This window comes from Micromonospora sp. NPDC000668, assembly GCF_042897975.1.
In the GTDB taxonomy this organism is placed as follows: domain Bacteria; phylum Actinomycetota; class Actinomycetes; order Mycobacteriales; family Micromonosporaceae; genus Micromonospora.
Genome location: NZ_JBIAYP010000002.1, coordinates 1,212,332 through 1,226,539, shown reverse-complemented (window position 1 = coordinate 1,226,539; position 14,208 = coordinate 1,212,332). Strand labels below are relative to the sequence as shown.

Sequence of the window (14,208 nt, the reverse complement as noted above, 5' to 3'; positions counted from 1 at the left end):
GGTACCGGGCGCTGACTGCCGGTTCCATCCCATCAACGATCGTCGGTCCGTCCGGTGACGCGGCCAGCGTCCAACACCGCACCGGCCATCGCCCCACCCGTCGGGGTCGCGACGTAGGCTCGCTCGCATGCGTATCGGAGCCCACGTCGATTCGACCGACCCGCTGGCGGAGGCGGCCGCCCGGTCCGCCGACACCGTGCAGTTCTTCCTCTCCGACCCACAGGGGTGGAAGGCGCCCAAGCCGCGGGAGGACGCAGAGCAGCTACGCGCGGCCGAGATCGATCTCTACGTACACGCGCCGTACGTCATCAACGTGGCCACCCTCAACAACCGCATCCGGATCCCCAGCCGCAAGCTGCTGCTCGGGCACGCGAACGCCGCCGCCGCGATCGGCGCCAAGGGCGTGATCGTCCACGGTGGGCACGTCAACGCCGGGGACGACCTGGCCGTCGGCTTCGACAACTGGCGCAAGACATTCGCGTACGCGGCCGACTCCGGCGGCTTCGGCGTCCCGGTTCTGATCGAGAACACCGCCGGCGGCGACAACGCCTGCGCCCGCCGGTTGGACGCGCTGGCCCGACTGTGGGACGCCATCGGTGACCACGAGGTCGGCTTCTGCCTCGACACGTGCCACGCGTACGCCGGCGGTGAGGAGTTGCTCGGCCTGGTCGACCGGATCAAGGCGATCACCGGGCGGATCGACCTGGTGCACGCGAACAACTCCAAGGGCGCGTTCAACTCCGGCCAGGACCGGCACGACAACCTGGGTGGCGGGACGATCGACCCGGAGTTGGTGGTGGCGGTGATCCGCGCGGCCGGAGCGCCGGTGGTCGTCGAGACTCCGGGCGGCGTGACCGGTCAGGCCGCCGACATCGACTTCCTCCGCCAGCAGTTGGGCTCGCCAGCATGACGACCGGACAGCCCGGGACCGGGAGCGCCCGGCCCACCCCCACCGGGGACACCCACATCCGACCGGCCACCCCGCCCGCCACCGGCACCCCCACCCCGGTCGTCCGCACCGCCGGCACGGCGTCCAACACAGCCACCTCGGCCGCCGTCGGCAACGCCGGGGCCAAGGGCGGCAGCACGGACGCCGGGGCCAAGGGCAGCGGCACGGACGCCGGGGCCAAGGGCGGCAGCACGGACGCCGGGGCCAGCATGGCCAGCGCGCCTTCGGACGCCGTGGCCGAGAACAACACGGCCAAGGACGACGACGTGCGGGCGGACGCCGCTCCCGACACCAGTGCCAAGGCCGCCACCGCGACGGACGGCGCATCCAAGCCCGATCCCGCCAAGGGCGAGACCGCTAAGGGCAAGACCACCAAGGGCGAGACCGCCACGGAGGATGCCGCCAAGGATCCCTCCGAAATGGACGACTCCGGGAAGAGCGAGGCGGCGGGAGATGGCGACGGCGAGGGGAAGCCGGTAGGACCTGAGCGTTGGGATGCGTTCGCGTCCGCGCCGGAGCCGGTGGCCACCCGCCGTAGCCGGGCGGCCCGGGCAGTCGGCCGGTTCCTGATCCACGAGTGGACCCTGGCCACCCTGGGCGCGCTGGCGCTGGCCGTGCTGATGACCTGGCCGACGCTGCGCTACCCGCGCTACACCCTCCCGCAGGACTACTGGGACCCGAGCCTGCAGGCCTGGCAGATGGCCTGGTCCGGGCACATCCTGCTGACCGACCCGGCGCACCTGTGGCAGTCCAACACGTTCTTCCCCGAGCTGTGGAGCTTCGCGTTCTCCGACACGCTCCTCGGCTACGCCCCCGCCGGGATGCTCGGCAGCGGTCCCGAGGACGCGGTGCTGCGCTACAACATCATGTTCGTGCTGGCGCACGCGCTCGCCACGCTCGGGGCGTACGCGCTCGCCCGGCAGGTCGGTTCGGGCCGGATCGGCGCCGCGGTCGCCGGGGTCGCCTACACCTACGCGCCGTGGTTGCTGGCCCAGGCCGGGCACCTGCACGTGCTCTCCAACGGCGGCATTCCTCTGGCGTTGGCCATGCTGGCGCGCGGGCACGGCTGGTCGCTGCGGCACGGCTACCGACCCGAGCGTCGGCACGACGGCTGGGTCTACGCCGGCTGGCTGGTGGCGGCCTGGCAGCTCACCCTCGGCTTCGGCATCGGCCTGCCGTTCGCATACTTCCTGGCCAGCGCGGTGGTGGTCGCCGCCGTCCTCTTCTACGCGCGGCGGCTTCGGACCGGCCAGGCCCTGCCGTTCGGCCGCCGGCTGTTCGTCGCCGACCTGGTCGGCGGGGTGCTCTTCGCCGGGGTGGGTCTGCTGATGGCGATCCCGTTCTTCAAGGTGACCGAGCTGCACCCGAACGCCGAGCGCACGGTCGCCGACATCAGCATCTTCTCTCCGCCGGCGTCCGGCTTCGTCACCGCGCCCGCCGAGTCGCGGATCTGGGGCGGGCTGCACGAGGGCGCCCGGGCGGCGCTGCCGTGGCACCCCGAGATGACCCTGCTGCCCGGCTTCGTGCTCTACGCGTTGGCCGCGGGCGGGCTGTTCTTCTCGGTCTGGCGACTACGGCACCGGCTGCTCCTGCTCGCCGGGGTGCTGGTGACCATGGCCTTCGCGATGGGCACCCGCTTCTTCGACGGCACTTTCACCTACATCCCGCTCTTCGAGCACGCGCCGGGCTGGAGCGCGCTGCGTACCCCCGGGCGGTTGATGCTCTGGACCACGCTGCTGCTCGCCCTGCTCGCGGCGGGTGCGGTCACCGCCCTCACCGACCGGGTCCGCGAGCTGGCCGCGCAGCGGATCCCGTCCTGGCCGGGCCCGTGGCTGCGGCTGGCCACCCTGTTGCCACTGCTGCTGGTCACCATCGAGGGTTTGAACACCACCCCGCATCCGGTGGTGCCGACCCAGCCGGCCGCGCTCCGCACGGCGGAGGGGCCGCTGCTGGTGCTGCCCAGCAACCAGAGCCTGGACCAGCATGTGATGCTCTGGTCGACCAGCGGCTTCCCGGACGTGGTGAACGGCGGCAGCGGCTTCACCCCGCGCCAGCTCGACGACGTTCGCCGGGTGAGCCAGTCGTTCCCCGACCAGACCAGCGTCGACTACCTGCGCACGCTCGGCGTCCGCACGGTGGTGCTACTGCGCGGGCAGGTGCCGGGCACGCCGTGGGAGATCACCATCGACACGCCGGTCGAGTCGCTGGGCATCACCCGGCAGGAAATCGACGACGCGGTGGTCTACCGGCTCTGACGCGGCTGCGTACGGGGCGGGTTTGCGGGGGAGCCGGCGCGGATCAGGTGGTGGTGGCCGGCTCGGGTGCGGGCTTGTTCGCGGGGCGGCGCCATCGATCCAGCCAGGGCTCGTCGGGCGCGCCGTCGAGCACGCCGCCGTCCGGATCGTCGGCATAGGTGGCCCGTACCGCGTCCCGCTCGGGGTGCAGGATCTCCTGGACGACCAGCACGCAGAGCACCACCACGGTGGCCAACCGCAACGTCGATGCCAGCACGAACACACCCTCCGGGAACACTGGTCGGCTGGTCGCCGCGCCGAGCAGCTCACCGTAGAAGGCGACGAAGTAGCAGATCTCGGCGAACTGCCAGGCCAGGATGGCGCCCCACTTCGGCCGGGCCAGCACCACCAGCGGCAGCAGCCACAGCACGAACTGCTGGGACCAGACCTTGCTGAAGATGAGGAACGCGGCGACGACCAGGAAGGCGAGCTGGGCCAGCCGCGGTCGGCGTGGCGCGCGCAGCGCCAGGACAGCCACGCCGAGGCAGGCCAGCCCGAAGAGGGCGTACGAGATGGTGTTGAGGGTGGGGATGTTGACGTTCAGCCACTCGAACGGGCCGAGCCGGGTGGGGTCGCCGCCAACCTTGCCATCCAGGTAGCGCCCGATGTACCAGAGCGTTCCCCAGTCAATGGGCCGGGTGCTGTTCAGCTCGAAGAACCGGTCCCAGTTCTCCGGGTACGCCAGCGCGGCCGGCAGGTTCACCAGCACCAGGGCGGCAATGGCGCTGCCGACCGCGATGAGCGCGGCCCGTAGCCGGCCGGCCCGCAATGCCAGCACCAGGATCGGGCCGAGGATGAACAACGGCCAGAGCTTCGCCGCACCGGCGAGACCGAGCAGCACGCCAGCCAACGCTGGCCGTTTCCGAGCCCAGGCCAGCAGGCCGAACGCGGCCAGCCCGATGGCGAGCAGGTCCCAGTTGACGGTGGCGGTGAGCAGCAGCGCCGGGGCGAGCGCGAACAGCGCGGCGTCCCAGGGTCGTCGGCGGCGCAGCGCAAGGATCACCGCCACGGTGGCGACCGCGAGCGCACCCAGCACCAGTGCGTTGAGGTTGTAGAACCACTGACCCTGGTTGATGCTCGGGTCGCCGTCGCCGAGGGCGTGCACCGGCAGGCCCAGCGCCCCCATGAAGTACCCGGTCAGCACGGGATACTCGACCGGGTGGTCACGGTAGGGCACCTTGCCCTCGTTGAGCCCTTCGGCGTAGTACAGGGCGAGCACGTCGGTGTAGCAGAACCGGGTGTACTGCTCGTTGTTCTGCCAGGCGCCGTCCTGGCACGGCGACTTCTGCACCCAGTGCAGGGCGAGGGTGAGGCAGGCCAGCGCCAGCACGATCCGGACGGCGGTCCAGAACCGCCGCTCCCCGCCGGCCGGCCGGTCCAGCGCCGTCGCATGGTCGCCCAGCGGCCCGCCGATCACGCCGGAGATGCCGCGGACGAACCCGTCGGAGCGGGACGGGTGGTCGGTGGTTCCGGCGTCGTCGATGCCGGGCGTCGACTGGGTGCTCATGAAGAGGCATCCTGCCGTACGACCGGGGTGCTCGTCCCGTCCCGGCGCGCCAGATCCGGGTACGGAAACGCCGCCGCCGGCCGGACAGGTCGTCCGGCCGGCGGCGGCGTCGTGGAGCGGGGCGGGTCAGTCCCGATTGGTCGGTGGCAGGCTGGGCAGTAGCCCACCACCGCCGCCACCGCCGTTGTTGCCACCGTTGCCGCCACCGTTGTTGCCACCGTTGTTGCCGTCGGTGCGCGGGCAGAACGGGTTGGTCAGCGGGTCACAGGCCGGCAGGCCGGGCAGACCCGGCAGACCTCCCGGCGGGGTCGGGGGCGGCGGTGCCGCCTCGCCGTTGCCGGAGTTCGCGTCGCCGATATTCGCCGCAGGCGGGAAGTCGAGCTTCTCCTTGCCCTTCAGCGCGTCGTCCATGAACCGCTCCCAGATGTCACCCGGGAGGTTGGAACCGCTGACCTTGCGCTTGTCCTTGAGGATGAGTGGCTTCCGGTCCTTCACGTTGCCCACCCAGACCGCCGTGGCCAACTGCGGCGTGTAGCCGATCATCCAGGCGTCGCCGTTGTCGGAGCTGTCGCCCTTGAGTTCCCAGGTGCCGGTCTTGGAGGCGGCCTTGCGGCCGTCATCGAGGCGGTGGTTGACCGCGGCCGGATAGTCCTTCAGCACCGACGTCACGTCGGCCACCACGTCCTTGTCGATGCGTGGCTGGGAGTCGAGCTTCTCGCTGCCCTTAGCCACCTTCTCCCACTTGCCGGTGTTCGGGTTCTGCTTCTCCACCGAGTAGAGGAAGTGCGCCTTGTTGTAGACACCCCCGTTGGCGAAGGTGGCCACACCGTTGGCATGGTCCAGCACCGTGATCGGGTACTGGCCGTAGCCGACCACGTTGAAGAACGGCTCCGGCGTGATGGCCTTCGGGTCGGCCTTGGTCAGGTCGTACGCCTTCGCCGGGTTGGTGTCGGTGCGCCACATGGTGGTGACGCCGGCCTGCTTGGCCATGTCCACCACCTTGTCCGCGCCAATCTCCTCAGTGACGTGGTAGAACGGCACGTTCAGGGACTTGAGCGTGGACACCTTGAGCGTGCAGGAGTTGCCGCAGGAGGGGTTGTCGACGCCGGCGTTGCTGACCTTGAACTTGGTGCCCTCCGGGGTGAATGCCTTGCCCTTCCACCGGGACTCGAGCGCCTTGTCGGCCTTGAGCGCGGCCGCCAGGGTGTAGATCTTGAAGCTCGAGCCGGGCGAGTGACCGCCGCTGATCGCCCCGGTGGAGTCGGTGTTCTTGCCGGCGTAGTCGGTGCCCGTGCCGTTGTCACCGCCGTAGTAGGCGAGCACCCGACCGGTATCCGGTTCGATCGCGACCACCGCGGCCATGAGGTTGCTCGGCTGGCCGGCCAACTCGGAGCCCTTGGTCTTCCGCTGGGCAGTCTCGACCGCCGCCTTCTGCATCTTGGTGTCGATGGTGGTGCGGATCCGGTAGCCGCCGGCCATCAGCGCCTGGGAGCAGAGCGGCTTGGTGTCGGTCACCTGCGTCTCCTTGTCGACGCAGATGCCCCTGTCGCGCATCTCCTCCCGGACGTAGTTGATGACGTTGCCGTACGGCGTGTCCACGCCGAAGTCGACGCCGATGCCGCCCTTCTTCGGGGCCTTGATGTTCTTCGGATAGGCGGTGGGCCGCTCCGGCTTGCCGGCCACGCCCAGCCAGCCCTCCTTGACCATGCCATCGATCACGTAGTTCCAGCGATCCTGGGCGGCGGTCGGGTTGATCGCCGGGTCGTACCCCTGGTGGGTGGAGCTCGGCTCCGGCTGCTTGATCAGGGCGGCGAGCACCGCGCCCTCGTCGGGCTTGAGCGCGCTCACCGACTTGCCGAAGTAGGTCTGCGCCGCCGCCTCGATGCCGTAGGCGCCCCGGCCGAAGTAGATCACGTTGAGGTAGTGCTGCATGATCTGCGGCTTGGTGTACTCGTCGTTCAGCTTGGAGGCGAGGATCGCCTCCTTCACCTTCCGGGCGTAGGTGTCGTCCTTCAGGTTGTCGTAGGCGTTGCGCGCGTACTGCTGGGTGATGGTGGAGGCACCCTGCTTGTCGCCGCCGGAGAGGTTGTTCCAGCCGGCTCGGGCGATGCCCTTGTAGTCCACACCCGAGTGCCGGTAGAAGTTCCGGTCCTCGGCGGCAGCCACCGCGTCCTGCACCCACTGCGGGATCTGCTCGATGGTGACCAGGGTGCGGTTCTGATCGCCCACCTTGGCAATCGGAGTCTTGTTGTCGAACGCGTACAGGGTGGTCGCCTGCGGCGGGGTGATCTCATCGGGCAGCACCACGTTGGTCGAGTAGTAGGTGAACCCGACCACACCGACACCGGCGAGCATGATGAAGACCGCGAAACCGGCGATCAGCAGGTTCATCCGCTTGCGCTTCTTCGCTCGGGCCGCCCCAGCCGGGTCACCCGCACCGCGACCGCCCCGACCACCACGACCCGGACCGTTCGGCCCACCAGGCCCGCCGGGGCCACCCGGGCCGCCGGAGACCGGTGAGACGCTCGCCCGCGCGACCGCGGCCCGGCCGCCCACCGAGGCGGAGCCGACGCTGGCCCGGCCCGCCGAGGCGGCCCCGACGGACGCCGCGCCGACCGTGGCCCGACCCGCCGGTGCACCCGGCGCCGGGGACACGGGCACCGAGGCCCGGCCTGCGCCGGCGCGACCCACACCCGGTGCCGGGGACACCGGCACTGAGGCCCGCCCGGCCCGGCCTGGCGTGGCCGAACCGACTGAGGCGGACCCGGCGGTGGTGCCGCGCGGCGGGACCGAGGCCGAACCACCAACCGAGGCCCGCCCACCGGCTGCCCGCGGTGTCACCGAGGCACGACCGGGGGATGCCGGGGCCTCCGAGGCCGACCAGCCACTCCCGCGAGAGTCACCGCCCGGTCGGCGGTACGCGTCGTCCACGCCCCGTCCGGGGTCGCCGTCCGGGCCCGGGTACTGGGCCCGCCCGCGCGCAGAACTGGGATCGCCGTACGAGTTCATTCCTCACACCCTGCCGGTCGCGGTGGGGCGCGACTGCGCCGCCACCGGGTTGCCGTGAGTTGCTTCACCCGGGACGCCGGCACGGGGGTGCCGGTTCACCGGGGTCATTGCAGTATCAATCGGGCCAATCAGACCAACGAGCGGTCGGCCGTCCCGGGTCATGTCTACGGCCCCGGGGCCGGTCCAACCAGCTGAGATCACCGTTGCGCCTCTCGCCTCCGCCGACCGGTGCCTCCGGCACCTGCCGTGTCCTGCTCGCCGTCGCCGTCGCTGCTGAGACCGTCCCGACCGAGCAGGTACTGCTCGACGAGATGGTTCCAGTCACAGCCGAGGCACACCTCCACCACGAAGACCTGGAACTCACGCAGCGTCATCGCCAGCACGGGCAACTCGGTCAGTGTCCGAGCTTGGCCGGCGGACTGCTTGAGTTCGTCACCGTAAATGTAGTGGACGTTGGTCAGGTTCTCGCTGCGACAGATGGGGCAGCGTCGGTCGGTCGGCTCGCCGTGGAACCGGGCAGCGTTCTTCAGGTACGGGGATGCGTCGCAGACGTCGTACGTGCCGACCCGGCCGGCCAGGAGCTCACGCAGCACCGCTCGCTTCTGAAGCGAGTAGTCGACGACCTGGCGCTGCGTACGCATGCGGAGAAGGGTACGCGGTCCGGCTCGACCAGGCGACCACGGTCACGATCCGTGACAGCAGCATCTCGAAACGAGGGTTTGCCCTGACCCCCGCGACCCGCTAACGTGCGATGTATCGGTCCGATACATCGCGGCGGTTACCACTCCGCGCCGGGGGTAAAGAGAGGATGGCGTAGTGCTCGAGTTCGCCATCCTCGGCCTCCTGCAGGAGTCTCCTATGCACGGCTATGAGCTGCGCAAGGAGCTGACCGCCAAACTCGGCGCGATCCGGGCGGCGATCAGCTACGGCTCGCTCTATCCGACCCTGCGCAGGTTGCAGGCGGCCGGATGGATCACCGAAGCCGCCGAGACACCCGCCACCGCCGAGGAGGTTCCCGCGCTGACCAGCCGACGAGGTCGGGTGGTCTACAAAATCACCGCGGAAGGCAAGGAACGCTTCGCCCAGCTGATCGCACAGGCCGGGCCCGAGACGTACGACGACACGGGCTTCGGGGTGCATTTCGCGTTCTTCGCCCGGACCGACCAGGCGACCCGCCTGCGCATTCTGGAGGGTCGCCGCCGCAAGATCGAGGAGCGTCGCGAAGGGCTTCGTGACGTGCTGGGCCGGGCGGCCGAGCGCCTCGATGCGTACACCCTGGAACTACAGCGCCACGGCCTTGACGCCTGTGAGCGCGAGGTCCGCTGGCTGGAGGAGCTCATCGCCAACGAGCGCTCCGGCCGAGCCCCGACGGTCCCGAACATCGGGACGGCCGGCGGCCGACGAGAAGACAACAGCCCGCCTCCGCCTGGAGAGACCAGGAATGAGCGGCCGTGACAGAAAAGAAGGAGGCAGACGCTATGGGCTCCGTCCGCGTCGCCATCGTCGGTGTGGGTAACTGCGCCTCGTCCCTGGTTCAGGGCGTCGAGTACTACCGGAATGCCGACCCGAACGACCGCGTCCCGGGTCTCATGCATGTCGCCTTCGGCGACTACCACGTCTCCGCCGTCGAGTTTGTCGCGGCGTTCGACGTGGACGCCAAGAAGGTGGGCATGGACCTCGCGGAGGCGATCGTCGCCAGCGAGAACAACACCATCAAGCTCTGCGACGTGCCGCCGACCGGCATCAGCGTGCAGCGCGGTCCGACCTTCGACGGTCTGGGCCAGTACTACCGCGAGATCGTCGAGGAGTCCGACGCCACTCCCGTCGACGTGACGCAGGCACTGCGCGACGCGCAGGTCGACGTCGTCGTCTGCTACCTGCCGGTCGGCTCCGAGCAGGCCGCCAAGTTCTACGCCCAGGCAGCGATCGACGCCGGCTGCGCGTTCGTCAACGCCCTGCCGGTCTTCATCGCCTCCGACCCGGAGTGGGCGAAGAAGTTCGAGGACGCTGGCCTGCCGATCGTCGGTGACGACATCAAGAGCCAGGTCGGTGCCACCATCGTGCACCGCGCCCTGGCGAAGCTCTTCGAGGACCGCGGCGTCGAGCTGCTGCGCACGTACCAGCTCAACTTCGGCGGCAACATGGACTTCATGAACATGCTGGAGCGCAAGCGGCTGGTCTCGAAGAAGATCTCGAAGACCCAGTCGGTCACCTCGCAGATCCCGCACGAGATGAGCAAGAGCGACGTGCACATCGGCCCGTCGGACCACGTGCCGTGGCTGGACGACCGCAAGTGGGCGTACATCCGCCTGGAGGGCCGCTCGTTCGGTGACACCCCGCTCAACGCCGAGCTCAAGCTCGAGGTGTGGGACTCTCCGAACTCGGCCGGCGTCATCATCGACGCGGTCCGGGCCGCGAAGATTGCGCTGGACCGGAAGATCGCCGGCCCGATCCTGTCGGCCTCGTCCTACTTCATGAAGTCCCCGCCGGTGCAGTACGCCGACCACGACGCCCACCAGGCCGTCGAGGAGTTCATCGCCGGTGAGGTCGAGCGCTGACCCGCTGAGCACCAAGCACGGCCGAGGGCCGGGTCCGTACGGACCCGGCCCTCGCCGCGTTCACTGCCTCGTCGCCGCGTACGGCGACCGGCTCACTTCCAGCTCGGCGCCGTGGTCATGGCCTTGGCAGCCCGCTTCGCCTTACGCTGCTCGAGCGTCTCGGCGCTGCGCGCCGTCGCGCTGGCGGACATCGGCAGGATGGCCGGGTTGACCGAGCCGACGCCGACCACGAACGCCACCACGTCGATGATGATGTGGGTGGTCCGGGCCGCGTAGACGGAGATCCAGTCCTGCTCGTAGCCGATGCCCGACATGAACGAGTTCGCGACCACCTGGTTGGTCAGGTAGTTGATCGACGAGAAGCTCGTCGGGCGCGGGCCGCCGTACGGGAAGATCTGCACGAAGCCCGAGGCGACCGCGGTCGTCACGGTGAGGTTGCCGAAGAGGGCGTCCCCGAGGAAGACGAAGTCGCTCAGGTCGACGTGGATGGTCTGGCCGTCACGCAGGCGACCCGAGCTGTCCAGCGTGGTCGACGAGGCGTTCCTGATCCGCGTACGCGACGACGCCGAGCGGGTGTCGATGACCCGCTGCGGCGTGATCGGAACGATCTGGTTCGAGTTGCCGGTGGTGTGCACGTACTCGAGGTACTTGCCGCCGCCGAACTCGGCGACCACCTGGAGGTTGCCGTAGGTGTCCATGCCGATCGAGCCGCCCAGCGAGTCCGGGTTGAGGACCTCGCCGCTCGGCGTCAGCCGCAGCGCCGGCCGGGCCAGCACCGTGCCATCCCCGGCGGTGGTGGTGCTCGTGTTCCCCAACTGCAGGGTGGGGCCAGCCGCAGTGCTGGTCAGCGTGGTGGTGGTGGCACCGGCGGCGTTGTTCGCGCCCTGGACCACCGGGTCACCGGGTGCAGCCTGAGCCGGCGCGGCGACGGCGGCGCCCACCACGGTGGTGCCGGCGACGCCCGCGGCGACGGTGCCAGCGCGGCGCAGCAGCCGGCGGCGGTCGACGGTCTTGTCCTGCTTTTCGGTCATCGGTCCCCCGCAAAGTCGGTGAAATGACGCCCGATCATGACTGTTACGGTGGCGTGTCCACATCGACCGATCGGCCGATAAGCATGACTCGGTTCGATTCGGCGGACGGGTCGGTCAGGACCATGCCTGTTGCAGGGCCACCCGGGCCTCCAACTCCAGCAGGTGCACCTTGCGCGGCAGGCCACCCCCGAAGCCGACCAGCCGCCCACCGGCGCCGACGATGCGGTGACACGGGACGATGACCGGGATCGGGTTCCGGTTGCAGGCCACGCCCACCGCGCGGGCCGCCCCGGGGTCGCCGATCCGGCGCGCCACCTCGCCGTAGGTCAGCGTCTCGCCGTAGGGGATCAAGGTCATCTCCCGCCACACCGCCCGCTCGAAATCCGACCCGCGGGGGATCGACACCGGGACGGTGAAACCGGTCAGCTCACCGGCGAAGTACGCCCGCAGCTCGGCGATGGCCTGCCGGGACAATTCGTGGTCGGGCTCGTCGGCCGCCGCGTCGACCCGGCCGAAGTGCGCGCCGCAGACGCTCGCCCCGTCGATGGCCACGGAGAACTCGCCGATCGGTGAGTCGAGCACGGTCCAGCGCATCGACCCATTGTCCCCGACCCCGGCCGTGGATGGCCAACCCCGACCACCACCGTCTCGCCGCACGCCAGTCCACGCCGGCCCGGTGTCGCTGCGGGCCGCCGCAGAACCGGCCGAGCGGTAGATCATCTTCGCGTCCGGCCGAGCCGTTGGACGTTGCGCGACGTCGATACCGTGCTGGTCGTGGCCACGGGGACGCTCATCTTTCTGATCATCGGCGGTGCGGGCGTCGGGGTGCTGGCGCTCGCCCTGCTCGGCACCGAACTGTTCCACTTCGGGCACGCCAACGTCGACGGGCCGATCTCGGCCGAGACGGTCGCCGGCTTCGCCGGGGCGTTCGGGTTCGGCGGGGCCATCGTCAACGAACTGGTCGGTGCGCGTACGCCGGGCATGATCGCGGGCGCGGCGGCCGGTGGCCTGCTCGCCGCAGTGCCCATCGGCTGGCTGGCGTCCCGGCTGAGCCGGGCGGCCCGGAACATGCGCACCGACCCCACCCCCACCCGGGACGACCTGGTCGGCGCGCTCGGCCTCGTCGTCACGCCGGTGCCGGTCGACGGCTACGGCGAGGTCCGGGTACGCGTCGCCGGCCAGCCGGTCAAGCTCAACGCCCGCGCCGACCAGCCGATCCCGGTCGGCGCCCAGGTCTTCGTCGTGCAGGCGCTCAGCGAGACCAGCGTGCACGTCGAGACCTACTGACTCCTCTTCGCAGACAGGACTCCTTATATGCCCCTGTTAATCGCCATCGGTGGTGCGGTCCTCCTCATCCTCATCCTGGTGTTCTTCGTGCTCTCCCGGATCAAGGTGGCCGGGCCGAACGAGGCGTTCATCGTCACCGGCCGCAAGGGCCGCACCACGCAGACCGCCGACGGTGGCCGGTCGACCGACATGTCCGGTCAGAAGGTCGTGCTGGGCGCCTCGGTGTTCGTGCTGCCCGTGGTGCAGAAACTCCAGTCGCTCGACCTGTCCAGCCGGCGGATCGACGTCGGCATCCGGGGCGCGGTGAGCAAGCAGGGCATCCGCACCGACCTGCACGGCGTGGCGATCGTCAAGGTCGGCGGGACCGAGGACGCGATCCGGGCCGCCGCCCAGCGGTTCCTGCACCAACAGGACGAGATCGACAACTTCACCCGGGAGGTGCTGGCCGGCGCACTGCGCTCGATCGTCGGCCGGCTCACCGTCGAGGAGGTGATCCGGGACCGGGCGGCGTTCGCCAGCGCGGTGGCCGAGGAAGCCGAGCACTCGATGACCAACCAGGGCCTGGTGCTGGACACCTTCCAGCTCCAGGACATCCTCGCCGAAGGCTCCTACCTGCAGGACCTGGGCCGGCCCGAGGCCGCCCGGGTGCTCAAGGACGCGGCGATCGCCGAGGCGCGGGCCCGGCAGCAGGCCGAGCAGGAGCGGCTGCTCGCCGAGGAAGCCATCGCCGAGGCGAACCGGAACCTCTCCCTCAAGCAGGCCGGCATCCAGGCGGAGATCGACGCCGCCAAGGCGAAGTCGGCGGCGGCCGGGCCGCTCGCCCAGGCGGAGCGGGACCAGGCGATCCTCTCCGAGCAGCAGAAGGTGGCCGAGCGCAACGCCGAACTCAAGCAGCGCCAACTGGACACCGAGGTGCGCAAGCCGGCCGACGCCGCCCGGTACAAGGTGGAGCAGGAGGCCGAGGCGGCCCGCAACGCGGCGGTGCTGCACGCGGACGCACAGCGGCAGTCGGTCATCGCCGCCGCGCAGGCCTCCGCCGAGCAGGCCCGGCTCACCGGTGAGGGCGAGCGGGCCCGGCGCGCCGCGCTCGCCGAGGCGAACGCGATCGAGGGTGCCAAGGAGGGTGAGGCCGAGCAGCGCCGGCGCTCCGCGATCGCCGAGGCGGTCGAGCGGGAGGGACAGGCCGAGGCGGCTGCCATCCTGGCGAAGGGCCAGGCCGAGGCGGACGCGATGGCGCGCAAGGCCGAGGCGTTCGCCACGTACGGGGAGGCGGCGGTGCTGGACCTGCTGGTCAAGGTGCTGCCGCAGGTGGTGGAGGCCGCCAGCGCTCCGATCGGGGCGATCGACAAGATGACCGTCATCTCCACCGACGGTGCGTCGTCGCTGACCAGGTCGGTGGCCGGCAACGTGGCCCAAGGGCTCCAGCTCGGCAGCGACCTGACCGGGGTCGACCTGGCGGGCCTGCTGGCCCGGCTCAGCTCGGCGTCCACCCCGGTCGGCAACAGCACCTCGGCCGGCAAGGGCACCGCCTCGGTGGACGGGACGGCCGTCGAGACGCGCTGACGCCGTTACG

11 protein-coding genes are annotated in these 14,208 nt (G+C 70.4%); 6 read left to right on the top strand and 5 right to left on the bottom strand.

Annotated elements, in window-relative coordinates; translation table 11 throughout:
* Window positions 1–127: 127 nt before the first annotated feature.
* Together ACFY29_RS15245 and ACFY29_RS15240 are read left to right on the top strand one after the other, a co-directional pair.
* Window positions 128–910, top strand: a complete 783-nt coding sequence (locus ACFY29_RS15245) for a deoxyribonuclease IV (RefSeq protein WP_386986271.1) — start codon at window positions 128–130, stop codon at window positions 908–910.
* On the top strand, window positions 907–3,204 hold the full coding sequence (locus tag ACFY29_RS15240) for a hypothetical protein (protein ID WP_386986268.1): 2,298 nt from the start codon (window positions 907–909) through the stop codon (window positions 3,202–3,204). Before ACFY29_RS15245 ends, ACFY29_RS15240 begins: the two co-directional genes overlap by 4 nt.
* A 43-nt stretch (window positions 3,205–3,247) precedes the next feature.
* On the opposite strand, the gene ACFY29_RS15235 is transcribed toward ACFY29_RS15240, so the two are convergent.
* The 3 genes from ACFY29_RS15235 to ACFY29_RS15225 form a co-directional block, all read right to left on the bottom strand.
* Window positions 3,248–4,750 carry a glycosyltransferase family 87 protein gene (locus ACFY29_RS15235; RefSeq protein WP_386986265.1) on the bottom strand — a complete coding sequence of 501 codons (1,503 nt, stop codon included), beginning with the start codon at window positions 4,748–4,750 and terminating at the stop codon, window positions 3,248–3,250.
* A 126-nt stretch (window positions 4,751–4,876) separates the two neighbouring features.
* Window positions 4,877–7,759 (bottom strand): transglycosylase domain-containing protein, encoded by a 2,883-nt coding sequence (locus ACFY29_RS15230; protein WP_386986262.1) that lies wholly within the window; start codon window positions 7,757–7,759, stop codon window positions 4,877–4,879.
* 197 nt (window positions 7,760–7,956) lie between these two features.
* A complete protein-coding gene (locus ACFY29_RS15225) occupies window positions 7,957–8,400 on the bottom strand; it encodes a DUF5318 domain-containing protein (RefSeq protein ID WP_386986259.1) in 444 nt (147 codons plus the stop codon).
* A gap of 175 nt (window positions 8,401–8,575) precedes the next feature.
* Between ACFY29_RS15225 and ACFY29_RS15220 the strand changes: the two genes are divergently transcribed.
* Both ACFY29_RS15220 and ACFY29_RS15215 read left to right on the top strand, forming a co-directional pair.
* Window positions 8,576–9,214, top strand: a complete 639-nt coding sequence (locus tag ACFY29_RS15220; protein WP_030331823.1) for a PadR family transcriptional regulator — start codon at window positions 8,576–8,578, stop codon at window positions 9,212–9,214.
* Window positions 9,215–9,237: 23 nt separating this feature from the next.
* A complete protein-coding gene (locus ACFY29_RS15215; protein WP_328421975.1) occupies window positions 9,238–10,317 on the top strand; it encodes an inositol-3-phosphate synthase in 1,080 nt (359 codons plus the stop codon).
* Between the two features lie 92 nt (window positions 10,318–10,409).
* Here the strand turns inward: ACFY29_RS15215 and ACFY29_RS15210 are convergent, their stop codons facing one another.
* Together ACFY29_RS15210 and ACFY29_RS15205 are read right to left on the bottom strand one after the other, a co-directional pair.
* A complete protein-coding gene (locus ACFY29_RS15210) occupies window positions 10,410–11,348 on the bottom strand; it encodes a hypothetical protein (protein ID WP_386986255.1) in 939 nt (312 codons plus the stop codon).
* A 114-nt stretch (window positions 11,349–11,462) separates the two neighbouring features.
* Window positions 11,463–11,942: a methylated-DNA--[protein]-cysteine S-methyltransferase gene (locus ACFY29_RS15205; RefSeq protein ID WP_386986252.1), complete on the bottom strand. Its 480-nt coding sequence runs from the start codon at window positions 11,940–11,942 to the stop codon at window positions 11,463–11,465.
* Between the two features lie 171 nt (window positions 11,943–12,113).
* On the opposite strand from ACFY29_RS15205, the gene ACFY29_RS15200 reads away from it, so the two are divergent.
* Window positions 12,114–12,635: a hypothetical protein gene (locus tag ACFY29_RS15200; RefSeq protein ID WP_386986791.1), complete on the top strand. Its 522-nt coding sequence runs from the start codon at window positions 12,114–12,116 to the stop codon at window positions 12,633–12,635.
* A gap of 27 nt (window positions 12,636–12,662) precedes the next feature.
* Window positions 12,663–14,198, top strand: coding sequence for an SPFH domain-containing protein (locus tag ACFY29_RS15195; RefSeq protein WP_328421981.1), 1,536 nt, complete (start codon window positions 12,663–12,665; stop codon window positions 14,196–14,198).
* Window positions 14,199–14,208: the final 10 nt, after the last annotated feature.

Bases quoted from the DNA above. Each gene is read 5' to 3' on its own strand.
- ACFY29_RS15240 (WP_386986268.1), top strand. From the start codon at position 907: ATGACGACCGGACAGCCCGGGACCGGGAGCGCCCGGCCCACCCCCACC.
- ACFY29_RS15230 (WP_386986262.1), bottom strand. From the start codon at position 7,759: ATGAACTCGTACGGCGATCCCAGTTCTGCGCGCGGGCGGGCCCAGTAC.
- ACFY29_RS15245 (WP_386986271.1), top strand. From the start codon at position 128: ATGCGTATCGGAGCCCACGTCGATTCGACCGACCCGCTGGCGGAGGCG.
- ACFY29_RS15195 (WP_328421981.1), top strand. From the start codon at position 12,663: ATGCCCCTGTTAATCGCCATCGGTGGTGCGGTCCTCCTCATCCTCATC.
- ACFY29_RS15205 (WP_386986252.1), bottom strand. From the start codon at position 11,942: ATGCGCTGGACCGTGCTCGACTCACCGATCGGCGAGTTCTCCGTGGCC.
- ACFY29_RS15235 (WP_386986265.1), bottom strand. From the start codon at position 4,750: ATGAGCACCCAGTCGACGCCCGGCATCGACGACGCCGGAACCACCGAC.
- ACFY29_RS15225 (WP_386986259.1), bottom strand. From the start codon at position 8,400: ATGCGTACGCAGCGCCAGGTCGTCGACTACTCGCTTCAGAAGCGAGCG.
- ACFY29_RS15210 (WP_386986255.1), bottom strand. From the start codon at position 11,348: ATGACCGAAAAGCAGGACAAGACCGTCGACCGCCGCCGGCTGCTGCGC.
- ACFY29_RS15215 (WP_328421975.1), top strand. From the start codon at position 9,238: ATGGGCTCCGTCCGCGTCGCCATCGTCGGTGTGGGTAACTGCGCCTCG.